This window comes from Flindersiella endophytica (genome assembly GCF_054779015.1).
Window position 1 is genome coordinate 36882 of record NZ_BAAGYY010000004.1, and the last position, 26105, is coordinate 62986.

The 26105-nt window shown below is 68.7% G+C and carries 23 protein-coding genes; 8 read left to right on the forward strand and 15 right to left on the reverse strand.

What is annotated here, in order from left to right:
- Positions 1-27: 27 nt before the first annotated feature.
- From ACYVF6_RS02485 to ACYVF6_RS02500, 4 genes are all read right to left on the reverse strand, one after another.
- Positions 28-765: an ABC transporter permease gene (locus ACYVF6_RS02485; RefSeq protein WP_460515253.1), complete on the reverse strand. Its 738-nt coding sequence runs from the start codon at positions 763-765 to the stop codon at positions 28-30.
- A 12-nt stretch (positions 766-777) separates the two neighbouring features.
- Positions 778-1686 carry an ABC transporter ATP-binding protein gene (locus ACYVF6_RS02490; RefSeq protein ID WP_460515255.1) on the reverse strand — a complete coding sequence of 303 codons (909 nt, stop codon included), beginning with the start codon at positions 1684-1686 and terminating at the stop codon, positions 778-780.
- Positions 1687-1767: 81 nt separating this feature from the next.
- On the reverse strand, positions 1768-2154 hold the full coding sequence (locus tag ACYVF6_RS02495) for a hypothetical protein (RefSeq protein WP_460515257.1): 387 nt from the start codon (positions 2152-2154) through the stop codon (positions 1768-1770).
- 242 nt (positions 2155-2396) lie between these two features.
- Positions 2397-3050, reverse strand: a complete 654-nt coding sequence (locus ACYVF6_RS02500; RefSeq protein ID WP_460515259.1) for an HAD family hydrolase — start codon at positions 3048-3050, stop codon at positions 2397-2399.
- A 47-nt stretch (positions 3051-3097) separates the two neighbouring features.
- Here ACYVF6_RS02500 and ACYVF6_RS02505 point away from each other — a divergent pair, with 47 nt between their 5' ends.
- Positions 3098-3916: a Rossmann-fold NAD(P)-binding domain-containing protein gene (locus ACYVF6_RS02505; protein WP_460515261.1), complete on the forward strand. Its 819-nt coding sequence runs from the start codon at positions 3098-3100 to the stop codon at positions 3914-3916.
- Here the strand turns inward: ACYVF6_RS02505 and ACYVF6_RS02510 are convergent.
- Positions 3913-5142: a hypothetical protein gene (locus ACYVF6_RS02510; protein ID WP_460515263.1), complete on the reverse strand. Its 1230-nt coding sequence runs from the start codon at positions 5140-5142 to the stop codon at positions 3913-3915. The genes ACYVF6_RS02505 and ACYVF6_RS02510 overlap by 4 nt on opposite strands.
- 218 nt (positions 5143-5360) lie before the next feature.
- Between ACYVF6_RS02510 and ACYVF6_RS02515 the strand changes: the two genes are divergently transcribed.
- Both ACYVF6_RS02515 and ACYVF6_RS02520 read left to right on the forward strand, forming a co-directional pair.
- Positions 5361-5987 (forward strand): RNA polymerase sigma factor, encoded by a 627-nt coding sequence (locus ACYVF6_RS02515; protein ID WP_460515265.1) that lies wholly within the window; start codon positions 5361-5363, stop codon positions 5985-5987.
- Positions 5980-6951, forward strand: coding sequence for a CU044_5270 family protein (locus tag ACYVF6_RS02520; RefSeq protein ID WP_460515267.1), 972 nt, complete (start codon positions 5980-5982; stop codon positions 6949-6951). The genes ACYVF6_RS02515 and ACYVF6_RS02520 overlap by 8 nt, the downstream gene beginning before the upstream one ends.
- 98 nt (positions 6952-7049) lie before the next feature.
- Here the strand turns inward: ACYVF6_RS02520 and ACYVF6_RS02525 are convergent, their stop codons facing one another.
- The 3 genes from ACYVF6_RS02525 to ACYVF6_RS02535 form a co-directional block, all read right to left on the reverse strand.
- Positions 7050-10475: an error-prone DNA polymerase gene (locus ACYVF6_RS02525; RefSeq protein ID WP_460515269.1), complete on the reverse strand. Its 3426-nt coding sequence runs from the start codon at positions 10473-10475 to the stop codon at positions 7050-7052.
- Between the two features lie 309 nt (positions 10476-10784).
- Positions 10785-12323 (reverse strand): DNA polymerase Y family protein, encoded by a 1539-nt coding sequence (locus tag ACYVF6_RS02530; protein ID WP_460515271.1) that lies wholly within the window; start codon positions 12321-12323, stop codon positions 10785-10787.
- Between the two features lie 498 nt (positions 12324-12821).
- Positions 12822-13634: a hypothetical protein gene (locus ACYVF6_RS02535; protein WP_460515272.1), complete on the reverse strand. Its 813-nt coding sequence runs from the start codon at positions 13632-13634 to the stop codon at positions 12822-12824.
- A 212-nt stretch (positions 13635-13846) separates the two neighbouring features.
- Between ACYVF6_RS02535 and ACYVF6_RS02540 the strand changes: the two genes are divergently transcribed.
- The 3 genes from ACYVF6_RS02540 (at position 13847) to ACYVF6_RS02550 (ending at position 16523) form a co-directional block, all read left to right on the forward strand.
- A complete protein-coding gene (locus ACYVF6_RS02540) occupies positions 13847-14338 on the forward strand; it encodes a GNAT family N-acetyltransferase (RefSeq protein WP_460515274.1) in 492 nt (163 codons plus the stop codon).
- 100 nt (positions 14339-14438) lie between these two features.
- Positions 14439-15482, forward strand: coding sequence for a phosphotransferase family protein (locus tag ACYVF6_RS02545; protein WP_460515276.1), 1044 nt, complete (start codon positions 14439-14441; stop codon positions 15480-15482).
- A 39-nt stretch (positions 15483-15521) separates the two neighbouring features.
- Positions 15522-16523: an aminoglycoside phosphotransferase family protein gene (locus tag ACYVF6_RS02550; RefSeq protein WP_460515278.1), complete on the forward strand. Its 1002-nt coding sequence runs from the start codon at positions 15522-15524 to the stop codon at positions 16521-16523.
- A gap of 30 nt (positions 16524-16553) precedes the next feature.
- Here the strand turns inward: ACYVF6_RS02550 and ACYVF6_RS02555 are convergent, their stop codons facing one another.
- From ACYVF6_RS02555 to ACYVF6_RS02575, 5 genes are all read right to left on the reverse strand, one after another.
- Positions 16554-19028 (reverse strand): DUF4091 domain-containing protein, encoded by a 2475-nt coding sequence (locus ACYVF6_RS02555; RefSeq protein WP_460515279.1) that lies wholly within the window; start codon positions 19026-19028, stop codon positions 16554-16556.
- Positions 19029-19212: 184 nt separating this feature from the next.
- Entirely contained in the window at positions 19213-20082 is an 870-nt protein-coding gene (locus tag ACYVF6_RS02560; RefSeq protein WP_460515281.1) for an aldo/keto reductase, read from the reverse strand.
- A 28-nt stretch (positions 20083-20110) separates the two neighbouring features.
- Entirely contained in the window at positions 20111-20824 is a 714-nt protein-coding gene (locus ACYVF6_RS02565) for a 2'-5' RNA ligase family protein (protein WP_460515283.1), read from the reverse strand.
- Positions 20811-21395 (reverse strand): GNAT family N-acetyltransferase, encoded by a 585-nt coding sequence (locus tag ACYVF6_RS02570; protein WP_460515285.1) that lies wholly within the window; start codon positions 21393-21395, stop codon positions 20811-20813. Before ACYVF6_RS02570 ends, ACYVF6_RS02565 begins: the two co-directional genes overlap by 14 nt.
- 18 nt (positions 21396-21413) lie before the next feature.
- A complete protein-coding gene (locus ACYVF6_RS02575; RefSeq protein ID WP_460515287.1) occupies positions 21414-21803 on the reverse strand; it encodes a VOC family protein in 390 nt (129 codons plus the stop codon).
- Positions 21804-21866: 63 nt separating this feature from the next.
- Between ACYVF6_RS02575 and ACYVF6_RS02580 the strand changes: the two genes are divergently transcribed.
- A complete protein-coding gene (locus tag ACYVF6_RS02580; protein ID WP_460515289.1) occupies positions 21867-22532 on the forward strand; it encodes a hypothetical protein in 666 nt (221 codons plus the stop codon).
- 20 nt (positions 22533-22552) lie between these two features.
- Here the strand turns inward: ACYVF6_RS02580 and ACYVF6_RS02585 are convergent, their stop codons facing one another.
- Positions 22553-23200: a DUF2461 domain-containing protein gene (locus ACYVF6_RS02585; protein WP_460515291.1), complete on the reverse strand. Its 648-nt coding sequence runs from the start codon at positions 23198-23200 to the stop codon at positions 22553-22555.
- Positions 23201-23304: 104 nt separating this feature from the next.
- Between ACYVF6_RS02585 and ACYVF6_RS02590 the strand changes: the two genes are divergently transcribed.
- Positions 23305-24468, forward strand: a complete 1164-nt coding sequence (locus ACYVF6_RS02590; RefSeq protein ID WP_460515292.1) for a S41 family peptidase — start codon at positions 23305-23307, stop codon at positions 24466-24468.
- Here the strand turns inward: ACYVF6_RS02590 and ACYVF6_RS02595 are convergent.
- On the reverse strand, positions 24465-25994 hold the full coding sequence (locus ACYVF6_RS02595) for a helix-turn-helix domain-containing protein (protein ID WP_460515294.1): 1530 nt from the start codon (positions 25992-25994) through the stop codon (positions 24465-24467). The genes ACYVF6_RS02590 and ACYVF6_RS02595 overlap by 4 nt on opposite strands.
- Positions 25995-26105 lie beyond the last annotated feature (111 nt).

Sequence of the window (26105 nt, forward strand, 5' to 3'; positions counted from 1 at the left end):
GCGTACCGTCGCTTCCTGCCATGCCTGTCACTCCCAGCGGAACAGCCTCGCGGCCACGCCACCAGCGATTACGGTAATCGCCGCCAGGTAGGCCAGTTGCAGCGGCCGAACACCGCCGTCGCCGCTCCAGCTGTCGAGCAGCGCCTGGACGCCCGGCGGGGTGTAGTCGCCGATCCGGACCAGGATGTCGGGCAGGAGATACCTCGGCACGTAGACGCCGCCGAAGAACATCACGACGAAGAACAGCGGCATCGCGAGCGCTGTGCCGACCCGGGCCGTGCGGGCCATCGACGCGACCAGCAGGCCGATGGCGAACAGCGAGGCGAGACCGAGGACGAACGCCGCGACGAACCCGAGTGGCTGCTTCGGCAGCGGGACGTCGAACGCCAGCTTGCCGACGACGACCAGCAGCGCGACGGAGACGAACGCCAGCACGGTGTTCACCACCAGCTGGGCCAGCAGGAGCTTCCCAGGGCTGGCCGGGGTGGTTGACAGCCGCCGCAGGATTCCCTTCTCGCGGTAGGTCGCGAGCCGGATCGGCAGCATGTTCACGCCGAGCACGGCGAGGGTGATCACGATCAGCGACGGAGCGAAGAGGTCGATGAAGCGGGCGCCGCCGAACGTCTCGTCCGGCTGGCGCAACGCGGGCACGGCGCCGAGACCGAGGAGCAGGCCGGTGGGGAGCAGGAACGTGAAGACCCAGCCCGCGGGGTCGCGGAGGAAGAGCTTCGCTTCCACCTGGATGAGCTTGCCGAGCTGTTTCATGGTGACAGGTCCTTACGCGTCGATCGTGCGGCCGGTGAGCTGGATGAACGCGTCGTCAAGGTTGGCTTGCTCCACACGAAGCTCCTGGGCGACGATCTGGTGGCGGGCGAGGAACGACGTGACCGTGTGCACGAGGTTGCCCGTGCCGGAGACGACGACCGTCCGGCCGGCGAGCTTCACGTCCTCGACGCCGGGGAGCCCGGTGAGCTGCTGCTCGTCGAAACCCTCCGGGCGGCGGAAGCGCAGGCGCTGCTCGGCGTTGATGCGTTCGATCAGTCCGGCCGGCGAGTCGAGCGCGACCACCTTGCCCCGATCGATCAGCGCCAGGCGGTCGCACAGCCGCTCGGCCTCTTCCATGAAGTGCGTGACGAGCAGGACGGTCACGCCACGGTCGCGGATGTCCTCGATGACCTGCCAGGTGTCGCGCCTGGCTTGTGGGTCGAGCCCGGTCGTGAGCTCGTCGAGGATCGCGATCCTCGGATTGCCGACGAGTGCGAGCGCGATCGACAGGCGCTGCTTCTGGCCGCCGGAGAGCTTTCGATACGTGGAGTTACGTTTCTCGGCGAGCCCGAGGTCGACGATCAGCTTGTCGTAGTCGACCGGAGAGTTGTAGAACGAGGCGTAGAGGTCGAGTGCCTCCCACACCTTGATCTGGTCGAACAACTCACTTTCCTGCAGCTGCACGCCCACCTGTTCGTGCAGAACTTCCCGGTCGCGGCGCGGGTCCATTCCGAGTACGGAGATGGTGCCGCTGTCCTGCGTACGCAAACCCGCGATGCATTCGACCATGGTCGTCTTGCCCGCGCCGTTCGGACCGAGGATGCCGAAGATCTCACCCTCTTCGACCGCGAGCGAAACGCTGTCGACGGCGCGCTTGTCGCCGTACTGTTTGACGAGATCGGTCACCTCGATAACTGTCATGCCTTCAGCTTGGCCGCCGCCACCGGCTCCGGACATCGGCCAGGTGGCCTGACCTGCCAGTGGCGGCGGTTGAGACCTCGGTCAACCGATCGGTTGATGCGCATCCATCCGGCGATACCTTGCGGCGATCACCAGTCCGGCGGCGATGAACACGATGTTCTTGACCACGAACTCGCCTTCGGTGGTGAGCATGAGCGGGTTTCCGTGCTGGAAAACGACGTCGGGTTGCATCGCGACCGACAGGAACGTACCGGTCAGGTGGGCGACCAGCGCGGCGCAGACGATCGTGAGGAGCCGGCCCGCGAGCAGCGCCAGCCCGAGCGCGATCTCGAACCCTCCCAGCAGCGGAACGACCCACGCCCGGTCGAACCACGGGAGAGTGTTGGCCACGAAGTCGGCGAGGGGAGTGACGTTCGCGACCTTGAGCGCGCCGAACCAGACGAACACCAGACCGATGGCTATACGCAACAACGGAACACTGAATTGTTGAAGTTTTTGAATGGTTCTGTTTTCTGCTGCCTGGAGAACGAGAACCAGGTCAGGACGGGACGATCTCATGGCTTTACTCCTGGGCGTGAGAGTTGCTTTCGAGACCCGGCCGTGCGCCTGTACGGAGGGGGCGCAATCCCGTATTCGAAATCATTGTTGCGCCCGCACGGGTGGGCGCCACACCCCCAGGGGTGATTTGGTTACCGAATGACTCCGAACGATTACATGAATGGATCGAATACAACTGAGAGAGCGGTTTCCAAATCGCGATATTCGCGATAGTGGACGGCTCGCATGCCGAGCTCGCGGGCGGTCTCGACGTTTCGTTCGCTGTCGTCGACGTAGAGGCAACGGGCTGGGTCGGCACCCGCACGTTCGGCGGCGATCCGGTAGATGCGCGGGTCGGGCTTGCAGACGCCTTCCCTTGCGGTGTTGACGATCGCGTCGAACGCGTTGTGCGCCCCGAGCTCGGCGAGCTGCTCCTCCAGGAGCGTGGTCGCGTTGGACAGGGCGACGACTCGCACGTGGCGGCGGGCCTTGGTGAGCAGCGAGACGACCTCGGCGTTGGCTTCGCCGTTGCGGGCTCGCCAGGCGGCCACCAGTTGCCGGGCTCGTTCGACCGAGCCGCAAACGGGCTGCAGGTCAGATGCGACCTGGGCGCGCCATTCCTCGTCGGTGACCTGGCCGGTGATCGCGGGCAGCAGGCGGTGCTCGGCGAACGCGTGGCCGGCGAGGGTGCCTTCGGGGAGGCCGAACGCGGTGTCCCAGCGGGTCATGGAGTCGGGCGGCCAAAGCCGTACGACGCCGTCGACGTCGCTGATCACCGCGTCGAACGCGCCCTGGTCGCTCGCCGGCGCGCTCGTCTCCCCGCTCATGTCCAGGGATTCTGCCATTGTCGGTGGGCCCACCTACGATTCCTCGCATGGAAGTCCTCGCACGCAAAGTGGCGCTGGTGACCGGAGCGAGTCGCGGCGTCGGCAAAGGCATCGCGCTCCGCCTCGGTGAGGCCGGCGCGACTGTCTATGTCACGGGGCGCACGGTGGTCGAGGGCGAGGGTGCGATCCCCCTGCCCGGCACGGTCTCGGCCACCGCCGAGGAGATCACGGCGCTGGGCGGTGCCGGCGCCGGTGTCGCCTTGGCGTGCGACCATCGCGACGATGCTGCGGTCGAGGCGGTCTATGCGGAGATCCGGCGACGGTCGGGCCGGCTCGAGGTGTTGGTCAACAACGCCTGGGGCGGCTACGAACACTTCTGGGACGGCACGCAGTTCTGGAACGAACACGGATTCTGGACGGCTCCGATCTCCCGCTGGGACTCCATGTTCGCGGCGGGTGTGCGCGCTCACTACGTCGCGAGCGTTCAGGCAGCCCGGCTGATGGTGCCGGCGGGCGGCGGCCTGATCGTTCACGTCTCCGCCGAAGCGGCGGGCAAGGACGACGCCGGTGTCGCATACGGCGTTGCCAAGGCCGCGACGGATCGGATGGCGGCGTGCATGGCGCACGAGCTTCGGGAGCACGGGATCGCGGTCGTGTCGTTGTATCCCGGACTGGTGCGCACGGAGTCGGTGCTGAAGGCCTCCGAGTATTTCGACCTGTCGAGCTCGGAGTCGCCGCTGTTCGTCGGACGGGTGGTGGCGGCGCTGGCCGCCGACCCCGATGTCATGCGCCATTCAGGAAAGGTGGTGACCACTGGAGAGCTCTCAGCTGAATACGGGATCGACGACCCCCAGCCCATGGCCTAGCCCGGCCACGGGACGTGCACGGTCACACGTTCGCGGAGTTGCTCGCTGATGAACCACAGCTCACCGGTCGCGGGCCAGTACGACAGGTTCTCGGTGTTCTTCGGCGCCTTCGTCCACACCGTCGTCGAGTCGCCGCCGATGCCGCGATGCAGGCAGCTCGGATAGTCGACGCCATCGCCGATGTTGTCGGCGTACTCCGGACAGACACCGGTGATCACGAACGCGTTGTCGTACGCCGTCGCGCCCTGCATTCCCCACACGGGCGACGCGAACGCCTCGCGGGCGTGGACGTAGCCGTCGGTGGAGATCGCCGGCAACGCCGTGGAGGCGTCGAGAGGCCAGCGTACGATCCGGCCTCCGCCGCGCGTGGTGTGCTCGGCCGCGACGAAGGAGTCCGTACCGCTGCGATCCAGCGCGAGGCTCGAGAAGCATGGGTGATCGCCCGTGCTCGGCGCACAGCCTCCGCCGCCCTCGTACCAGAACGCGCCGATCTGTGGCAGCGCGAACGCGTGGTAGCGCGCGTGGAACCGGCCGTCGGTGCCGAGGCCCACCTCGGCTGTCGAGGTGTCGGTTCGCCAGACGTGGTTGAGATCGAACACTCGCAGCACGGAGCCACCGGTCGCGACGACCAGCTTGTCGCCGTACCAGAACAGGCCGTGCCCGTGCCCGGCGATCGCCTGGAAGGCGGTGCCGGACGTGGGCTCTACCAGCAGCACGTGCCGGTACTTCCGGGTCGCGAGGTCGACGAACGACACCCGGATCAGCGAGTCGTCGGTGTAGTGCCAGGTCGCTGCCACGACGCGCCTGCCGTCAACCGTGCCTGACGGTTGCGCGTCGCCGGAGCCGGTCACGCCCTGCGGGATCCAGACGTTCTCGTCGTCGTCCTCGCCGTCCTGCCAGCAGAAGCCGTCCCGCGGGATCGAGGCCGACAGGTACGTCTCGTGGCAGAGCGCGCGGCCCTGCCGGTTGGCCTCGTCGAGGATCGGCGCCAGGCCGGCCGGGGTCAGCTGCGCGTTCTGCTCCAGCTGGGCGATCCGCTGCCCGTACGTCGCGAACGTCGAGCCCGCCACCAGCTGGAACCCCGACGCGTCGATGCGCGGAAACGCCGCCGCGGCTCGGGCGGCGGGCCGGCCGAGCAGCGCGGGTGCCGTGAGTACGGCCAGCGTGAGCACGACGGCGACTGCGACGGTGAGCAGGGCCGGCGGCGGCAGGCTGCGACTACGCATGCCTGCAAAGTCCGTCGTGGCCCGATTCGTGTCAACCGGCCTGGCAGCTGGCTGCCACACCGGACGGCGTGGTTCCCGGCTTCGGCGAGGCGATCATCGGCGCGCCGGCAGCCGAGCTGTGCCGGGCGTGAACTCGTTCGAGGGGTTCGGGTGAGAGAAGTCGACCGGGTCATGCGCCTTCGTAGAACACTTGACCCTCGACCAGGACGGAGCACTCGATGCCGGCGACCACGCAGCCTTCGGCAGAACCGACACTCGGCGACGCCGAGGTCATCGAGCGGTCCTGGGATGAGCCCGAAGCATTCTCCGCGGTCTTCGACCGGCACGCGGCCGAGATCCACCGTTACGTCACCCGTCGGCTGGGCCACTCGGCCGCCGACGACGTGGTGGGCGAGACGTTCCTGGCCGCGTTCCGGCGAAGACGGAAGTACGACCTCGGCCGGGGCGACGCCCGGCCGTGGTTGTACGGGATCGCGTCGAACCTGATCGGCCGGCACCGGCGGGCGGAGGTGCGGACCTACCGCGCGCTCGCCCGTACCGGCAGCGATCCGGTCGTCGCCTCCCTCATCTCCGAAGACTCCGGAATCGAACGCGCGGAGTCACGGGTGGCGGCCGCAGCCGTCGAACGTCAACTGGCGGCCGCGCTGGTGGGACTGTCCCGCGGTGACCGCGACGTGCTGCTGCTGTACGCCTGGGCGGATCTGGCGTACGACGAGATCGCCGGCGCGCTGGGGATCCCGCTCGGCACGGTTCGCTCGCGGTTGCACCGGGCTCGAAGAAAAGTACGTGAGGCGCTGGGCGGAACCAATCCTTTGACCGAAGAAGAGGAGCCCAGCAATGGATGAGATGCAAGCCCTGCGCGAGCTGCGCGGGGAGGTCGAGCCGGCCTCGCCGCGGCGAATGGCGGCGCTGCGAGCCGGACTGTTCCGGTCGATGACCACTGCCCCACCGCGCCGCAGGTTTGGCCTGCCCAAGCTCGCCTGGCGGATCGGCCTGGCGGGCGGGCTCGCGGTCGCGATGCTCGTGGGAGTCACGGTCACGCAAGGCGGCTGGTTCCGGCCCGACTCCGCGAGTGCCTCGGTGTTTCTCGAACGCGCCGCGACCACCCTGGCAGCGCAGCCGAGTCCGCGGGAACGTCCCCGCGACGACCAGTGGCTGTACACGAAGAAGATGACGACGAACGTCACCATCCGTCAGGAGCTCGGTGACGGGTCTGATTCGAAGTCCCGGAGCGATCGCGAAGTCGACGTCGTGACGAGCGAGGGCTGGTTCCGGTTCGACGGCACGGCGATGGCCGGTTACGACGAACGTGGCAAGCTGCGGCAGAGCCCGATCGACCTGACCGGCGACGACGAGCGCTATCCGGCACAGGTCTGGAACATGCACGCCGCCCTTCCGCTCGACCCCGACAAGGTACTGGCCGCCGTTCACGCCGAGGTGAAGCGGATCTATCCCGACAATCCGGAGTTCCACCACGGCCAAGGGCTCGACGAGCGGACGATCTGGCTGATCGGCGCCCTGCTCGGCGAAGACCCCGGGCTGGTGCCGGCACCGGAGCAGCAGGCGGCGCTGTACCGCGCGCTGGCGAAGGTCCCCGGCTTGACGATCACCCGTGGCGTCACCGACCTCGCGGGCCGGGAAGGAGTGCTGTTGTCGCGTCGCACGCGAACGTTCGAGTTCGGCATCGTGATCGATCCGGACACCTACGGGTTCCTCGGCACGGCGAGCCGGGTCGAGAACGGGAAGGTCGTCGAAGGGACGTCGCTGCTGCGGTCGGGCATGGTCGACAGTGCGGGCGAGCGGCCGTAGTCAGGGGGTGGTGACGTTCGCGGCCGGCGGCCAGCCCCAGGCCGCCGGCCGCGAGCATCACTGTTTCCGGAGTGGCTAGCGGTGGTTCAACTGGTAGTTCAACGGAAGTCGCGGGACATCGTGCGGATCGTCATCGGCAGCTCGGCGAACTTCTCCGCAAGCACGTTGGTGACCCCCTCGGAGCGTTCGAGCATGCCACGAATCAACAGTGCTGGCGAGCTTCTCGCGATTTTTCGGTACTTGTCCCAGACCACTTGCGGGCAGATCACGTTGATCATGCCGGTCTCGTCCTCCAGGTTGAGGAACGTCACGCTCCCGGCCGTCGCCGGACGCTGGCGATGGGTGACGACGCCGCCGACCAGGACCCTGCGTCCGCTCTCGTGCGTCTTCAGCCGTTCGGCTGTGATCGCGCCGCACTTGTCGAGGAAGTCGCGTACGTAGCGGGTCGGGTAGTCGTCCGGCGAGATTCCGGTCGACCAGAGGTCGGCCATCACCTTTTCCGCCCCGTTCATCACCGGCAGCATGGGCGTCTGATTCGGCGGCTGCTCCTCGCGTAGCTGGTCCGGGCGTTCCTGCGCGGCACTGCCGGCCATCCACAGCGCCTGCCGCCTGGTGAGCTCGAAGCCGTCGAACGCGCCGGCCGTCGCCAGCGCCTCGAGCTGTGCGGCGGTCAGACCGGTGCGGCGAGCGAGGTCGTTGAGGCTGGTGTACGGACCGTGCTGCTCGCGTTCGCCGACGACCTGCTTGGCCACGTCGTCGCTGATCGACTTCACGTCGGAAAGCCCGAGCCGGACGGCGAAGTTGCCGTCCCTGCGATGTTTCTCGTCCTCTGCCGGCGCTTCCGGATCGTACGCCTCGATCGGTGGCGGGAACTGGTTGAGACACCCGGGATCGCCGGTCGGCCGGCTGGCGTCGACCGTGTCGTCGAGCTGCTCGAGGTCGGCGAACACACCGGAGAAGCGCAAGTCGGGCTTGCGTACTTCGACACCATGCCGCCGGGCGTCGGCGACCAGGCTCTGCGGGGAGTAGAAGCCCATCGGCTGGGCACGCAGCAGCGCCGCCAGGAAGATCGCTGGATAGTGCAGGCGGAACCACGCGCTCGCGTAGACCAGCAGGGCGAAGCTGATCGCATGGCTCTCGGCGAAACCGAAGTCGGCGAACGCCTCGATCTTCTCGTACAGCGAGTCGGCCGCCTCGCCGACGATTCCCTTCTTGCGCATGCCGTCGTAGAGCTTGTCCTTCAGCGACCCGATCTTCTCCAGGCCGCGCTTGGAGCCCATCGCCCGGCGCAGCAGGTCGGCCTCGTCTGCCGTACAGTCGCCGACCTCCACGGCGATCTGCATCAGCTGCTCCTGGAACAACGGCACGCCCTTGGTGCGTTCGAGGACGTCGCGCAACGACGAGTGCGGCGGCTCGGGCGCTTCCAGGCCGGTCTTGCGGCGGATGTACGGATGGACGGCACCGCCCTGGATCGGGCCGGGCCGGATCAGCGCGACCTCGATGGCCAGCTCGTAGAACGCCCGTGGACGTAGTCGGGGCAGCGTCGCCATCTGCGCGCGGCTCTCGACCTGGAACACACCAACCGAGTCGGCGCGGCAGAGCTGGTCGTAGACGCCCTGCTCCTCCTTGGGAATCGTGCCGAGATCCCAGCGCTCGCCGAGATGCCGCTCGATGTCGTCGATCGTGTAGCTCAGCGCGGCCAGCATGCCGAGACCGAGCAGGTCGAACTTGACCAGGCCCATCCACGCGCAGTCGTCCTTGTCCCACTGCAGTACGGTGCGATTCTCCTTGCGGGCATGCTCGATCGGGCAGACCTCGCCCACCGGGCGCTCGGTGAGAACCATGCCGCCGGAGTGGATTCCCAGGTGGCGTGGGGCCTTCATCAACTCCTCGGCGAGCTCGATGACGCGCTCCGGCACCTCGCCGTCCTGGTTGACGAGAGTCGAGCCCCAGGAGTCCATCAGCTTGGACCAAGCGTCCTGCTGACCCGGGCTGTAGCCGAACGCCTTGGCCATATCGCGGACGGCCAGCTTCGGGCGGTACTGGATCACGTTGGCGACCTGGGCGGCGTTCTCGCGACCGTACTTGTTGTAGACGTACTGGATGACTTCTTCCCTGCGGTCGGAGTCGAAGTCGACGTCGATGTCGGGCTCTTCGTTGCGGGTGGTGGAGAGGAAGCGGGCGAACGGCAGGCGGTAGGAGTAGGAGTCGACGGCGGTGATGCCGAGCGCGTAGCAGACGACGGAGTTGGCGGCGGAACCCCTGCCCTGGCAGAGGATTCTGTGCTTTCTGGCGAAGTTGACGATGTCGTGGACGATCAGGAAGTAGCCCGGGAAGTCCTTGTCCTCGATGACCTGCAGCTCGTTGGCGACCCGCTGCTCGATGGCATCCATGTCCTTGCGGCTGAAGTTGCGGTAGCGGTCGCGCACGCCCTTCCAGACCTCGCCGCGCAGCCAACCCATCAGGCTGGTGTACGGCTCGGGGACCTCGAGCTTGGGCAGGTTGGGCTTGGCCTTCTTCAGGGGAAACGCGAGCTCGTCGGCGATTTCTGTTGTCCTGGCCACGGCGCCTGGGTAGCGCGCGAAGCGGCGGGCCATCTCGGCTCCCGTACGCAGGAAGGCGGTTCCGGTGGCGGGCAGCCAGCCGTCGAGGTCGTCGAGGCCGCGCCTGGCGCGGACGGCTGCCATCGCGGCGGCCAGCCGGGCACGGGCAGGCGTAGCGAAGTGGACGTTGTTGGTGGCGACGATCTGCAGGCGGCGCTCATCGGCGAGCTCGGCCAGCGCGTCGTTGCGGTCGGTGTCGAGTGGGTAGCCGTGGTCGATCAACTCGACGGCGATGTTGTCGCGGCCGAAGAGCGCGGTGAGGCGGTCCAGCTCCTTGGCGGCGGCCGCTTTGCCGTTGCTGGCAAGGGCATGCGGAACCAGGCCCTTGCGGCAGCCGGTGAGGATGCGCCAGTGACCGTCGGCGGTGGCGGCCAGCTTCTCGAGGTCGTACTTGGGCTTGCCCTTCTCCTTGCCTTTGAGCTGGGCATGGGTGATGGCACCGGCGAGGCGGTGGTAGCCCTCCTCCCCTTTGGCGAGGACGAGGAGGTGGGTGCCCTCGGGGTCGGCGACGCCGTTCTGGGGGGCGGTGAGGCCGAGGGAGAGCTCGGCGCCGTAGATGGTCTTCAGGTCGTACTTCTCGGCAGCCTCGGCGAGCCTGACCACGCCGTAGAAGCCGTCGTGGTCGGTGAGGGCGATGGCCTTGAGGCCGAGACGGACGGCCTCCTCGACCAGTTCTTCGGGATGGCTGGCGCCGTCGAGGAAACTGAAGTTGGAGTGGCAGTGCAGCTCGGCATAGGGAACCTGGGGCCCAACGGGCGGCTGCGGCCGATCCGCGGGCGACGGGTCGTAGGGCGGGCGATGCTGCGACCAGGCAGGACTGTCACCGCCGTCGGCTTCGCCAGGCGGCCCGCCGGGCCGGCGTCGACCGGACAACCGCCGCTCGAACTCCGACCACGAGATCGGTGGATTACCCCAGCCCATCAGCCGACCCTCCCCACCGAGCAACGCCAAACGAATCCGAACCGTCGCCACCCACCGGCGAGATGGCACCCGCGCTGGAGCCACTCGCCAGCGATGCCCTGGCCGACCGCGCGGTGGTCGACAGCGACGGCAAAGCCAGGCACGGCATCGCGGTCGCCGACGCGGCGATCGGCGGTGCGGCGATCGGTAGCGCAGCAGTCGGAGGTGCGACGGTCGACAGCGCGACAATCGACAGCGCTGGCAGCGCCAAGCGCGGCGCGGCGGTCGGCGGAGCAGCAATCGGCGGCGCGGCGGGCGGGTGGCCGGCGGTCAGTCATGGCAGGCCTCGATCCACCAGCGGGCGTGTTCGTGGAGGAGGGTGTAGGCGCGGCCGTCGGCGCAGAGGACTTGGAGGCGGACGTAGTGGCGGGCTTTGCTCTCGTCCCACCAGCGTTCGGTCACGGGCCAGGGGCCGGCCCAGCGCTCGATCGCGGTCGCGGGCTCGCCGCGGCGGCGCAATGCCTTCGGCGGCTCCAGTAGGTCGCCGCGGTTGTCGAGGGTGGCGCCGAGCAGGTCGATCGGTTCAGGGGTGGGGAGGACGGTGGCCGGGGCAGGCATCGGTAGCCGGCCGGGCCAGGGCGGGTCGGCCGGGCGTTCGGCCATCGGCTCGTCGCCCCACGGGACGAGGGTGACCCGGGATGTGAGCGAACGGCCGCCGCCGAGGACGGCGGTCAGTACGGCTTCGTGGCCGAGCATGCTCTGGATCCGGGACAGGCCGCGGTGGACGTGTTCTTCGGGTGCCCGGTCTCCCCACAGCCCTTCGGCGAAGCCACCGGTACGGGCCACCTCTTCGGGCATGAGCCGGACACCGGTGACGCCGGACACAAGGCCTTCGTGGTCGGAGTCTTCGGCGCGGCGGCTGCCGGCCCGGCCCTGGGCCTGCCAGCGCACGCGGTCGATCACGTCGGCGGCGCTGAACCAGCGAGGGTGGCGCCAGCGGCGTTCGGATACCTCGCCGTTCTCGGTGTGGAGCTCGATCAGCAGGCACGTACACACCAGGTCGCGCTCGGTCAGGCCGGCGATCAGCCGGTCGGCGGCGCCCTTGACGGCGAACGCCACCTGGTCGACCCGTTCGACAGCGGGTTCGAGGTCGACGCCGGTGGACAGGTCGGGCGGCAGCCGGCGAGGCGCGAGCGGGCGATCCTCGTCGCCGGAGGCCAGCCGGTGGGCGAGCGCACCGTCGGTACCGAACCGGGCCAGCACCTGGCGGCGGGGCAGCTCGGCGAACTGGCCGAGCGTACGGATGCCGAGGCGGCGCAGCAGGTCGACGAGCTCGGGGCGTTCGAGCAGGTCGATCGACAGGCCGGCCAGCGACGTGGCGGACTCGCCGGGCGGGAACTCGGCGTACCCGACCTCGAGCCCGGACCTCGCTGCCTGCTCAGCGGCGAACGGCCCGTCGGCGATGCCGATCACGCAGCTGTAGCCGACGACATCGAGATGGTTGTGGAGTACGTCGGCGAACGCGTGCTCACCCCCGAAGTAACGACTCGGCCCCCGCGCCGCGACCGCACACACCCCGGGCCGGATCACCTCCACCCCCGGCGCGATCGCCTCCACCGCATCGATCACCGGCTCGAACGCCCGCGCATCGACGGTGGGGTCGTAACGCAAGGCCACCAAATCGGGACAGCGGGACTGCGCCTCCCGGACCCGCATGCCGCGGCGCACCTTGACGTCGCGGGCCGGCTTCGAGCAGGCGAAGATGCGCCCCTTGTCGAGTACGGCGAGCGGCTCGTTGGGCGAGTAACCGGCCTCTCGGGCAGCTGCGGTCACCGGCCAGTCAGGCAGCCAGATCACGACGGTACGCATGCCGGAAACGCCTGCCGCGAAGGGTGACGCGAAGGATGGAACAAGTGGCAGCGCCCCCAGCCATAGCCAACGCCCAGCCGACAGCCCGGGCTCCAGTGGCAGCTCCGGCCGCCACCTGGCGCACCGCTCAGGTCAACGCTCAGCACTTCACGTGAACCGCAGCGCCCGCCACGGCGCTGAAAGCGGCTCAAGCGCAGGCCCCAGCTCCGGCGACATCCCTGGCCATCGCTCAGGCCGATGCTCGGCACCTCATGTGAGCCGAAGGACCCGCCACGGCGCGGGCTGCCGGGGGTGCCGCGCGAGCTGGCATCCAGCGCCTCGCGGCAGCCGCGGCACGGGAGATGGCGGTGCGAGGGCAGGTCACAGGCCCGGGCGCTGACCGGAGCACCGGGCGGGCTCAGGCGCGGTCGGGCGGTGGTGGCGTCGGTACGCCATCCGCCTGGCTCGGGCGTGGCTGATGCGAGCGCTGAGCGTACCGACATCGTGGGCATTGTGGGGTCAGCTCGCCTTCTGCTGTTCGCGATCGGCGAAGGCACGGGTCAGCGGGAGGACCGGGGCGGTCTCCTCGACTTGGGTTAACCGGCCGTCGTCGCCGGGGAGCCAGAGGTTGGTGGTGCGCGGCTGCCAGCCCACGCCGCGGCCGGAGGCTTCGACCGTGACCTGGCGCTGGGCGAGGTAGCCGTGGCCTTCGCCCAGGCCGGACCACTGGCTCGACGTCACCGCGAACTGCACCTCGCAACCCGGCCACGCCAGGTTGCGCTCGGCGCGGGTTCCGGCGCCGGCCCGGCCGGCCGATCCGGCGACGATCAGGACCGTGCCGCGCTCGCGTAGGCGAGCCGCCAGCCGGCGGGTCTGGGCGTCCGGCGCGGGTGCCGGAGGCTCCACGACCACTACGTCGAGTACGTCGGCCAGCGCACCGACCACTTCCAGCCAGCGCGGCCCCGGCGACGGGACCAGCACCAGCCGGCGCAGGTCGATGCCGTAGCCCGCGGCCGCCTCGACACCGAGTCCGGGCAGCCCGGCCACACCGCACCACAGCCCGGCCTGCGACGGTCCGGCGAGCAGCCCGAGGATCACGCTGGTGGACGCGCTCGGGCCCGCAGTGCGGTCAGCTTGGTCCGCCACGGCATAGACCGCGCCCTTGCGCAAACCCGGGCCCGAGAGCAACCGGGAGAACGCTGGATCCGTCGGCACCGTGGCGGCGACTTGTGTGGTGGCCAGCTCGGCGCGCAGCTGCTCAAGCGTGGCTCGGCGCCGCCCTGCCGAGGTCACGCTGCCGGATTGGCCGCTGTGCGCCGTGCTGACCATCACACGAACGATTATCGAACATCAGTTCGAACAAGTCAACACGGCTGGCGCCTCGACCGCCTCCAACTACCCAGCGCCACGACCACCCAGCCCACAATGCCGACCTCGATGATCTTGAACCCGTTTGTCCGGCTGCTGGCGTTTCGCACCGTCGGGGCCTAAGCTCCCACCGGGGCCGGGAGGGGCTCCGGTTCGACAGAGCCAGAAGGAGACCTGTGTCCCAGAACGTCATCCTCAGCAAGCGGCTGCTGCTTCGCCCGCTGACCGCCGAGTCCGCGCAGGCGATCGTCGACGGCAAGCGGGAGCCCGACTGGGCGGATGACTACCCCGACACCGGAGACTTCGAGATCGCGCGCTACGTCGCCGGCTCGCCCGCGCTGTCGCCCGAGGCCGTCGACTTCGGCATCCGCCAGGTCGTCGAGATCGGATCCGGCTTGGTGGTCGGCGGAATCGGCTTCTTCGGCCCACCCGACAACGGCTGGGTCGAGATCGGCTACGGCATCGTCCCGTCGCGGCAGCGACGCGGGTACGCCACCGAGGCCCTCGCCGCGATGCTCTCCCACGCCTGGAGCTTCCCCGACGTCAAGGAAGTCCGCGCCGGCACCACCGACGACAACCCCGCATCCCAAGGCGTGTTGAGAAAAGCCGGCTTCGAATACACCGGCAAAGACGGCGACGAACTGCGCTACTCCCTGATCCGCCCGTAAGCCCGGTAGCCCTTTCCGCCCGCACACGATCGTGGTGAAGAGCGGCGCGCTCAAGCACTTCGCCGAGCGATGTACTGCCTGGCATGTCTAGACTACCTTCATGCCAGCACCCCTCGAACGGTTCGAGCAGGCGCCGGAACGTCCACCGGGCAAGGTGATTCGGCAGCTCGGCGATGATCCTGCCGCGAGCTGGGAACGCAGCAAGGTCGGCTACGACGGGCACTTTCCCAACGGTGGCATCTGGCGTTTCGAGCCCGGGCTGGTCGTGAAGCGGCTCGGCGCGCAGTTCCTCGGCCGCAACAAGGTGTGGCGCGGGTCGCTCGGGCCGGGGCATCCGCACTGGTGGGTACGCGAGGCCGAGTTCTACCGCTCCGAACTCGCCACCGACGGTTGGGGGCCGCAGGCGGCCGCCGCTCGTTGTTATGGGGTCACCGACGGGCTGGCGGAGACCATCGAGGTCTGGCTGGAGGCGGTTGAGGTGGCCTCCGAGCAGCGCGACACCTACGAGAAAGCTCTTGCCTCGTTGGCCAACTGGCAGCTCGCGACCACCAAAGCCTCCGCCGGCTGGCTCTCGCGCGACTGGATACCCACGCACCTGCGACGCCACGGTCTCGTCAACGCCAAGACCCAGGCGCACCCGAACTGGGAGCTCGCCATCGAACGCGGGCTCGACCCACGCGTTCGCGAGGCCGTGAGCAACCGCGTCACAGATCCCCCAGAGGCTCGGAAGGCGCTGGCCGAGTTCCCACCCGTACTCACCCACTACGACTTCCACCACTGCAACATCGGCCGCACACCGGACGGCGGCGTTCGCGTGATCGACTGGGCTTACGTCGGCTGGGGTCCGGTCGGCCACGACGCCGGTCACCTGGCCCTCGACAGCTGGCATCAGGTCGGCTCGACGCCCCGCACCAACTGGGACGAGCTCACCGGCACCTACGTCGACGCGATCCGCGAGGCCGGCTGGACGGGACCGGCCGACGAGCTGCGGCGCTCGATCGCCACGTCCACAGCGATCCGGCACGGCTGGCAGATCGACGAGCTGCTCAACGCCGCCACGAAAGCACCGGACGAGGTCTGGGCGACAGGCGTCCAGCAGGTCGAGTTCGTCGCGGAGTTGATCGAGCGGTTGCCGCGAAACTGAGATGCGTGAACCGCCGTAGGTTTGGCAAGCTCTACAAGCGTGACAGAGCAAAGCGCGCCGGCGGCGGAAGGCGGCCGGCGCATCACCTGGGACCAGACGCCCGCTGCCGTACGCCACGGCATCGAGGCGATCGCGGGCGGACGCGTCGTGAGCGCACACGGCCAAGCTGGAGGCTTCTCCCCCGGCCTGGCCTCCGTACTCCACCTCGACAACGGGCAGCGCGTCTTCGCCAAGGCAGTCGGGCCCGAGCGCTCAGCCGAGGGCCCGCGCATGTACCGCGACGAGCTTCGCGTCGTCTCCGCCCTACCCGAAGCCGTGCCCGCGCCGAAGTTCCTCGGCTCGTACGACGAGGACGGCTGGGTCGCCCTGGTCTACGAGGCGGTCGACGGCCACCAGCCGGCCGTGCCATGGCGTAACGACGAACTGGAGCGGGTCCTCGACGCACTGACGGACCTGGCGACCAGCCTCACGCCGGCGCCGATCGAGGCGCTACCCATCGTCGGCACGGAGGACTTCGACGGCTGGAGGCAGGTCGCCGCCGATCCGCAGGCCGTCTCGGCGCTGGAGGAGCTCGCGCCCTGGGCTGCGCAACATCTCGGCGAACTGGTCGAGCTGGAGGCGGAGTTCCAGCACGTCGGCGCCGGAAAGACCTTGGTGCACGGTGATCTACGCGCCGACAACATGCTGCTCACCTCCGACCGCGTCGTCTTCGTCGACTGGCCGTTCGCCAGCCTCGGTGCACCGCACTGCGACCTGATGTTCATGCTGCCGAGCGTCGCGATGCACGGCACCGATCCGCAGCCGATCGTCGAGCGGCATCCGCTGACCCGCGACGTGCCGGATCACGACCTCGACGTCACGCTCGCCGCACTCACCGGCTACTTCATCCCGCACTCCATGCAGCCGCCGATCCCCAACCTGCCGACGATCCGGCAGTTCCAGTGGGCGCAGGGCATCGCCGCCCTCGACTGGATGATCCGCCGACGAAGCTGCCGTACGGCGGCACCGACGCGATGTTCGACGACACCTGCGGCAACCTGATCTGCCTGCACCAGGACCACTGAACGCGGCTTAGGTGAGCCGGTCGAGCGTTCGCAACACCTCAGAACGCCAGCCACGGTAGGCCGACGGCTCGTCGACGTAGGAGAAGTTGCTCGTCACGACGTCCGAACCGCTCACCAACCGCTTCGCCCGCTCGATCAGCCGCGGGTCGGTGCCGGCCGGTGCGCGGTCGATCGCGGTGCGCAACGCGTCCAGCAGATTGTAGTCCTCGAGCCCGTCGCGGATGTTCTCCAGCCGGATGGACGGAATCGGGCCGTCCGGTCCGGGGTAGAGCAGCGAGCCGTCTCCGGCCAGGTTGTTCCAGGTTCGTGGCTCCCACGAACTGAGCGGTCCGGAGTCGAGAATCCCGTGCCCGTACCACCGATCGACGCGATAGTAGAGGAATCCGTCAACTCCGGCCTGGTGTGACATCGGGCCGAGCAGGACGCGCAGCTGTCCCGGGTCGTAGTTGACGAACAGGTTCGGCGTCGGATTCGTGTTGCCCGCGTGGAGATACCACCAGGCCTCGCGCCCCGCGGCGTGCCGCTGCGAGATGATCGCCGGGTCGTACCACGGGACGTCGCGTACCCACCAGTCGATCAGGTCGCCGAGGCCGTTCTGGCTGCCCATCTGGTCGTCGATGGCGGTCGTGAGCACCTTGACGTCGGGGAAGCGTTCGTTGAAGCGCGTCAGGACGTAGGTGATGACCGCGGTGTACTCCGCGCGGGTCTCGTCGCAGCAGTAGAGGTACGCCTTGTCGGCGAAGCCGGCGGCGCGGTACTGGTCGATGTACGGCTGGATCCGGTCGAACAACACATCCGACTGCGCCTGCCAGGTGTCCGGCGCCTGGAGGTCGAACAGGCGCGGGTCGAAGTACCACACGTTGAACTGCCGCAGCCCGCCCTGCTCCTCGTCGACCTTCCGCAGGCTCTCGACCGACGGTGGGTTCGGCTCGTAGATGCTGCGGTAGATGTTGTCGCCCTGCAGGCCGTACTCGCTCAGGAACGCGTACTCCTGCTCGACGAGCTTCGCCTTCTCGGCCGGATCCGTTACGCCGTAGGGCTCGGCGTACGCCGCCGGATCATGGCCGATGGCGGTGCGCAGGCCGGGCCGGTCGGCGATCGTCGCGTTGTGGACGTGCAGTTCCAGCTGTGTCCGTTGGGATTTCACACCGTCGGTACGCAGCTCGAGGTCGATCTGGTAGTCGCCGGGCTTGGTGTTCCGGCTGGTCTCGACGCTGATCCAGAACGCCTGCAGGTCGCCGGAGGCGACGTTCACGCTGTCGCGGGCGGTCTGGATCGGGTCCGGTGTCCAGCCTTCGTACACAGCCGGGCGGTACTTCGTCGGCGCCGCCGGCTTCTGCTCGACGGGCGGTACGAGGTTCAGGGAGTAGACCGGGTGGGCGTCGACGCTGACTCCCTGGCCCTGGACGGTCGCGTGGACCTCGGCGTTGCCGAGCGAAGCCGCGTATGGAATCGCTACCAGCTGCACGCTCTCGTGCTCGCCGCGCACCGTGTCAAGGGTGGCTTGCCCGAACGTGCAGGCACAGGGCAGGTCGCGTGGGTAGACGCGCGACATCGAGTCCGCGAAGCCCAGCCCGATCGGCTGTTTCGGCTGCGCGGCGCGGGCGGTTACGAGCGTGCCGAGGCGCTTGATCTTCCAGTCGATGCCGGTGAGCGCCGTCCAGATCGCGCGGGCTTCCGGCACGTCGCCGCCCAGCGCGTCGATTCTTGCCTGGAGGTCGGCGAGTTGCTGTTCGAGCGCGTCGGCCTGGGCGGTCAGCGCCTGGTCCGGCGCGGCCTGGCCGTGCGGGATTCGCTTACGAAGCGCCTCGAGGGAACGGTCCGCGCCGGTCTGCAGGACGGACAGCCGCATCAGCCCGATCAGGTCGCCTGCGACGCGGGCCTGCTCGGCCGGTACGTCGGCGGGCGTGTCGGTGAGGCGCACATCGTCGGCGTAGAACAGCTTCGGGCTCGCGGAACGCTCGGTGCTGAGCTGGATCTTGTCCAGGTTGCCGAGGTCGACGCCCGCCGCGGTGATGTCGGCGGTTCTGATCTGGAACACGCGGTAGTCGTACGGGTCGGCCCAGATCGAGCGGAGGAGGTACTTGCCGGCCTTGTCCCAGACCACGACGTACATGCGTGCGCGCTCGGCGGAGGCGTTCGCCATGCCGACGTGGAGGTACTGCCGCTGCGTCCAGTCGACGTCCGGCAGCGTCGAGCCGACGTTCAGCCAGACGCGCGGGAAGACCTTGCCGGCCGCGCTGTCGAACGCACCGATGTCGAAGCGCAGCGAGGCCTTGCCCGTGGTGGCGAAGTTCTGGGCGACCTCGATGTGGTCGACGTCGCCGGCAGGCAGGGTCGCGCCCCGCAGGGAGTCGGCGGTCTCGAAGTCGGACAGGACGACGTCCTCAGCCGCCGCGGCGGGGTGGATCGGTGCGATCAGGGCGGCGGACGAAGCGGCGAACAAGGCGGCGACGACCGCGGCGAGTGAGAGACGTGACACGAGACCCTCCCAAGTACCTCGAGGGGAATTTTGACCAGGACCGAAATTAGGGCCGGGTGGAGAACGCTGTCAACGCATCCGGCAGGGCTTGGTCAAAGGTGGTCGCGGTTTTCAGTTTCCCAGCGAGCACACGAGCGCGCCCGCCGCTCAACCAGGAGCGACGGGCGCGTGAGCGGAGGGCCGGCTAGATCGGCATCGCCGCGAAGGGTGAGGTGTAGTCCTCGGCCCGGTCCAGCGTTGCCGCGATGTCGGCACTCGTGAGCGCCGCGCGATCGCGTTCGGCCTGGATCAGCTGGCGCAACAGCTTCACCTCACCGGGCGTCGCGATGCCCGTGACCTCGGGCCGCGAGAGAACGAAGCCCACCGCCGCCGTGATGAGCTCCTGCTGGTCGAACGGTTCGTACCAGGTGGAGTAGCGGTGCTCCTCCGTCGGCCAGTTGCGCCGGGCAGCGGACTTGATGATCATCAGGCCGGTGTCGGTGCGCTGGGTCTCGGCCGCGAGCTCGTTGAAGTCGGCGAGGTACTTCTCGTTGCGGGCCAGGGTGTAGTTGAACGGCGTCAGGACCGTCGCGAACGGGAAGCGGCGCAGCGCCTCACGGTGCGTCGCCGGGGCGTCGTGGCCGTGGCCGGTGATGCCGACCTCGCCGACCAGGCCCTCGTCGCGGGCGCGGACGGCGGCTTCGAGTGCGCCGTCCTTGCCGGTGACCTTGTCGAGCTCACCGAGGTCGCCGACCGCGTGCAGCTGCAGCAGGTCGACGCGATCGGTCTGCAGCCGTTCGAGCGAATGGTTGATCTGCGCCCAGGCCTGCTCGCGGCCGCGTTCGCCGGTCTTGGTGGCCAGGAAGATCTGCTCGCGAATCCGCGGCATCCATGGCCCGAGGCGCAGTTCCGCCTCGCCGTAGCTCGCCGCCGTGTCGAAGTGGTTGATGCCCGCGTCGAGCGCCTCCTGGATCGAGGCGTCGGCGACATCCTGGGTCACGTCCGAAAGCGAGGCGGCACCGAAAATCAGGACTGTGCTCTCGTGACCGAGCCGGCCGAGTCGACGTTTCTCCATGGGTTTCATCTTGCCCCTTACCGGCCGGTTACTCCCCTGCGTGCGGATGGCCAAGAAGGGCAGCGCGGTGCAGTGTCTCCAGCCGGATGTCCGAGGGCTCCTGGTGAGCGCGTACGAGGTCGACCGCGTCGAACGTGATGGTGCTCAGGCCCAGGTCGCGGCGCTGGTCGCACCACGCGACGAAGCGTTCCGGATCCGTCAGCCTGGACGCGAAGTGGACCAGGCCGATGTTCCACAGGTCGCGGCGGTGTTCGCCGTCGAACCGGCAGGCTTCGCGGGCGTGCAGGGCGTCGTCGTAGCGCTCCTGCAGCGTGACGAGGGTCTTGTCGCTCGGGCTGAGCAGCAAGAGGAGGCCACCCTGGTGTGGGCTGACGCCGCTGATGTCGAACTCGACCGGCGGGATGCCGGCCGCGGCTTCGTCGAGCGCGTCGGCGTAGGCCTGGATGCCGGGGTCGCCTGGTGAGATGTCGGCACGGTACAGCTCGAGCGCGCGCAACGTGGAGTGCAGGCAGCCGGGGCCGTGGATCCAGTGGCCGTCGCCGATCACGTCGTGGAGCTCCGCGTTCAGCTCGGCGAGCTGGTCGAGGACGTCGCGGCTCGGACGGAAGACCGCGCTGACACCCCAGCGGCCGGTCTCGCCGAGTGGCCGGTCGTAGGTGTTGTCGCCGGCCAGCAGCGTGGCGCGACCGTTCGCGCGGAACGCTTCGTAGCGCGCCGCCTCGGTCGGGTCAACGGCCGGCACGCTCGAGCTCCTCCCACTCGTGACGGAGGACGGCCATGCCGACACTGTCGTGCCAGGCTCCCGACCGCCAGACCGACTCGCGGCGGCGGCCTTCCTCCCGGAAGCCGGCCTTGGCGTAGGCGGCCATCGCGCGGGAGTTGAAGCTGTAGACGTTCAGCTCGATGCGGTGCAGGCCGAGCTCGGCGAAGCCGTAGCGGAGCAGCAGGCGGGTGGCCTCGGTGCCGTAGCCGCGGTTCTGGTGGTTGGTGCCGACGACGATCGCGAACAGCGCGCAACGGTCCTTCGTGGTGGCACCGAACAGCGAGGCCTGGCCGACCAGCTCGCCGCCCTTGCGCTTGACGATCGAGAACCCGCAGTCGGCCGCGTCGTTGCGGCTCCAGCCGCGGATCATCTCGGCGATGCCGTCGTGGGTCTTCGGCTGGGTGAAGGGGCGCTGGTACGCGGCGATACCGGGGTCGTTCCACCATTCGATGAGCAGGGGAAGATCCTCTTCGCGCAGCTCACGCAGGCGGACGAGGCTGCCGGTCAGCGGGTCCAGGTCGATCTGCTGGTCTGCGGGGGTGTCGGCCATGCGGGGACCCTACTTCGTTCACCCCCAGGTGTTGGCCGTGGCCGCGAACTGCTCGAGGTCACTTTCGACGGGGAGTACGCAGAGGACGTGGCCGCCGGGAGCACGCAGGGTGCGGCACTCCTGCCACTGGGACTCGAGCCTGGCGCCGAGGGCTTGGAGGCGGGCGACCTCGGCCTCGATGTCGTCGGTCTCGATGTCGATGTGGACGCGCGGTGCCTCGTCGGCGGTCTCGGTCGCCTGGATGGCGGTGTTGACGCCCGGAATGGCATTGAGCAGCGAGATGAACTGCGGCGCTTCCGGGAGCGGATGTGGGGTGGCGCCGAGGGCCTTGGCCCAGAACTGGGTTACGTCGTCGGCGTTCTCCTTCGGAGTGTCGATCAGGATGGCGTAGACGCGGCTTCGATGCATGGCTTCGGAACGTACCGGAAATCGGTTGTGTGGCGGCCTGGCGGATTGTTTGCTGGTGGCTCGATGAGACCTTCTTCTCCTGAACCGGCGTCGCTTGATCCCGCCGTGCTGCGGCGGATCCATGCCGTACGCCGGGCTGTGCGGCTGGCCGACGCGCGGCCGAACGACGGGCGGTGCGGGAACGTCGTGTCGGCGCTCTCGGCGGAGTTCGGGTGGGCCGGCGAGAACGGGTATCTGCAGCTGCTCGACGGCACGGTGAGCTGGGTGCACTGCTGGAACCGCCTGCCGGACGGGACGATCGTGGACGCGACGGCCGACCAGTATCAGGAGCTGTGGCTGGGCAATGTCGTTGCGTTGCCGCCGGATGATCCGTTGGCTGGTCACTACCTGAACGCGCCCGGCACGTGGTCGCTGGTCTTCGAGCGCTCGGCTGAGGGGTTGGGGGTCGTGTGCACCTCCGGGGATCGGGTACGGACGGTTCGTTCTTCGCTGCCGCGGCCGTGGGTTTCGCTGGCGCGTGACGTGCTTCTGGTCGTGACCGGCTGGGAGCTGCCGGACGAACTGGTCGAGGTGGCGGCGCGGGCGCTGCGGGCGAAGGCTTCCACGGGGTCGGAGTGGTCGAGCGAGGAGCTCGTACACGTGTTGTTGATCTGGGGCATCCAGCAGTCGGGCAGCCGTGGCGGCGGGCGGCTGCCGTGGATCGCGACGGAGTTTCTCGAGCCGCTGTAGCGGCCCGGCGACTCGGCGGCTCAGTCGGCGCGGACGGATCCGGCGATCGAGACATGGGTGAGGCACCATTCGTTCAACGGGAGCAGCTGGTCGAGACCGTCCTTGACGTGGTCGAGCGCGGCTGGGGTGTGCAGCCAGGGATCGGCACCGAGCTCGCGGCGGAAGACCAGGCCCCTTCGCCTGAGCAGGTCGGCTCTCGGATGGTCGGGCGGGTAGCCGCGTGGGATGCGCTTCATCGGGGTGTCGATGGGTTCGTAGCCGGCCTTGGCGACGTCGTCGAGGATGGCGGCCAGCTCCTCACCGGTGTCGGCGGCGGCCACGGCGTCGCGATAACGGGCGATCTGGCCGGGCTCGCCGCCGCCGGACCAGCCACCCTCGATCGTGATGCCATCGAGGTCGAAGCGCAGGAACAACCGCACACGGCGGCCCATCCAGAGGTCGGCGCACTGGTGTTGCCAGAGCCAGGGGTTCTTGTGGAGGTTCCAGACGTGCGGCTCGCCGTATCTCTCCAACCCGTCGAGCGCGGCGCACAACTGATCCATCGGATCCCGGACCAGGCGAACGCGTTGCTCGCGATGCCGTTGGAGGTAGGCGAGTGAGGGCTCGCCTTCGAGTCTGAGGAGCAGGTCGTAGGCCTCCTCGGGCCATCCCTTGAACGCAACCACCATGGAGACAGGCTCGCATCGACCACCGACATATCCTTGTGGATCTTGACGAGACGTGATCTGTCGTAGTGCCGCGGATCAGCGGCTTGCGCAGGAGGGGGTTCGCCGTGGAGCCGAGTCGTGAGTTGCGGGCGTTGTACCTGGATCCAGCCGAGACAGGAGCGTCCTGGCTGCTCGATCCGGACAACGCAGATGTCGTCGAGAAGCTACGCGAGGCGCGTGACCGGACACCCGCGACGAACTGTGATGCACAAGCGCTTGCCGCCGATCTGGCGGATCTGCTGATCCTGCTACGCGAACGCCACTTCGGCGTCGCCACCGGGATCACCGATGGGACTGGGCTCGACGAGTGGGCGGCCGGCTGGGAGGCGCGGCTCGCCACGGAGCAGCCGGGGACGTGGGGCGAGGCACTCGGCACCGACGTCCACCGGCTGCGCTGGCTGCTTCGCGACCGGCATGTCGGCGCGGTCGGTGAGGACAAGGAACTGCTCGCCGAGGTGGACGCTCGCCTGCGGGAGCCGGCCTACGAGGAGGAGCCCGGACAGCCCGTGATCGAGACGCACGTCGAGCACGGCGTGCTCTACGTACGCATCCGGCAGTGTGGCGGTGGCGCGGCCAGCACGGAACTGCTGAACGAATGGGTGGAGCGGCACGACGAGCACTTCGCGCACGAGCGGATCGTGGTCGACGTTCGGTACAACCCGGGCGGCAGCGAGGAGTTCGTGCAGCGGTGGATGGCCGAGCACGTGCCGACGGCGTTCCCGCAGACGGCCGGCCAGGAGTGGAAGCTGGACGGCAAGCCGCTCGGCGCGTGGAACCCGATCGTGCAGGACGAGATCCAGCACGGCCCCGACTGGGTGCCCGAGCTGGTGAGAGCGAACCAACCCACGCCGGCACCGGACGCGGAGTTCCAGCTGGAGAAGGATGACCAGCCGATCTTCAAGGCCGGCTCCAAGCCCTGGCGCGGCCGGATGATCGTGCTGACCGACCGACGGTCGGCATCGGCGGCCGAGGGCGCGGCGTGGATACTCCGAGCCGCGTTCGGCGCGAAGCTGATGGGCGGCCGGTCGATGGGCTGCATAACGTTCGGCAACGTCGTGCCGTACCTCCTGCCACGCTCCGGCCTGGTGCTAAGCCTGCCGACGATGTGGTTCGGCTATCGCGACGTCGAGATGGTCGGGCTGCCGGTCGATCGCGAGATCGATCCGAGGACGCCGGCAGCCACGATCACCAACGACTTCGACCGGCTCTGGAGCAACGCAGCGCCCTAGATGTCGCGGAACGTCTCGATCTGCGCGCCGAGCTGGTTGAGGCGTTCGGCCAGGTCCTCGTAGCCGCGGTTGATGACGTAGACGTTGCGGAGCACCGACGTGCCCTTCGCCGCCAGCATGGCGAGCAGGACGCAGACCGCCGGACGCAGCGCGGGTGGGCAGATCACCTCAGCGCCCGACCAGTGCGTCGAGCCTTCGACCAGCACCCGGTGCGGATCCAGCAACGTCACGCGCGCGCCGAGCTTCGTCAGCTCGGTCAGATACAGCGCCCGGTTCTCGTACACCCAGTCGTGGATCAACGTCGATCCCTGCGCCGCCGCCGCGATGATGGCGAAGAATGGCAGGTTGTCGATGTTGAGGCCGGGGAATGGCATCGGGTGGATCTTGTCGATCGGCGCGTGCAGCGTCGACGGACGCACGGTCAGGTCGACCAGGCGGGTACGACCGTTCGCCGCGGGATACTCCGCGGACCGGTCGTAGTCGAGGCCCATCTCCTCGAGGATCGCGAGCTCGATTTCCAGGAACTCGATCGGCGCCCGCCGTACGGTGATTTCCGAGCCCGTGACGATCGCCGCCGCCAGCAGGCTCATCGCCTCGATCGGGTCCTCGGACGGCGAGTAGTCGACGTCGCGCTCGATCGACGGTACGCCGTGCACCGTCAGCGACGTCGTCCCGATCCCCTCGATCTGAACGCCCAGCGAGACCAGGAAGAAGCAGAGGTCCTGCACCATGTAGTTGGGGCTGGCGTTCCGGATCACCGTCACGCCGTCGTGGCGGGCGGCCGCCATCAGGATGTTCTCGGTCGCGGTGTCGCCGCGCTCGGTCAGCACGATCGCGCGCGTCGGCGACACCGAACGGTCCACCGACGCTTGGTAGTGGCCGCCGGTCGCCTTCACCTCGAGGCCGAAGTGGCGCAGCCCCTGCATGTGCGGCTCGACGGTACGCGTGCCGAGATCGCACCCGCCGGCGTAGGGAATCTGGAACGAGTCTTCCCTGTGCATCAGCGGCCCGAGGAAGTTGACGATCGTCCGGGTGCGTCGCGCGGCGGCGGCGTCCATCCCGTCGAGGTCGAGCTTCTCCGGGCAGACGATCTCCAGATCGTTGGAGGCGTTCAGCCAGCGGGTGCGCACGCCGATCGAGTTGAGCACCTCGAGGATCCGGTTGACCTCCTCGATCCGCGCGACCTTGCGCAGCACCGTGCGCCCACGGTTGAGCAACGACGCGCACAGCAGCACGATCCCGGCGTTCTTCGACGTCTTCACGTCGATGCTGCCGGACAGCTGGGCGCCACCGGCGACCCGCAGGTGCATCGGCCCCGCCTGTCCGAGCGAGACGATCTCGGAGTCGAGCGCCTCGCCGATGCGGGCGAGCATCTCGAGGCTGACGTTCTGATGTCCGCGCTCGATCCGGTTGACCGCGCTCTGGCTGGTGCCCAGCGCCTCAGCGAGCTGGGTCTGCGTCCACCCGCGGTGCTTGCGGGAGTCGCGGATGAGATAGCCGATCCGGCGTAGGTAGTCCTCGGTCACACACCGGAGGCTATCTCATATCCGACGTCTTCGCATCGCGGGCTCACCCACCCAGGCAGAAATCCCCCGGACAACAGGTCAGATGGCATGCGGACCATGACGTTGGACCTC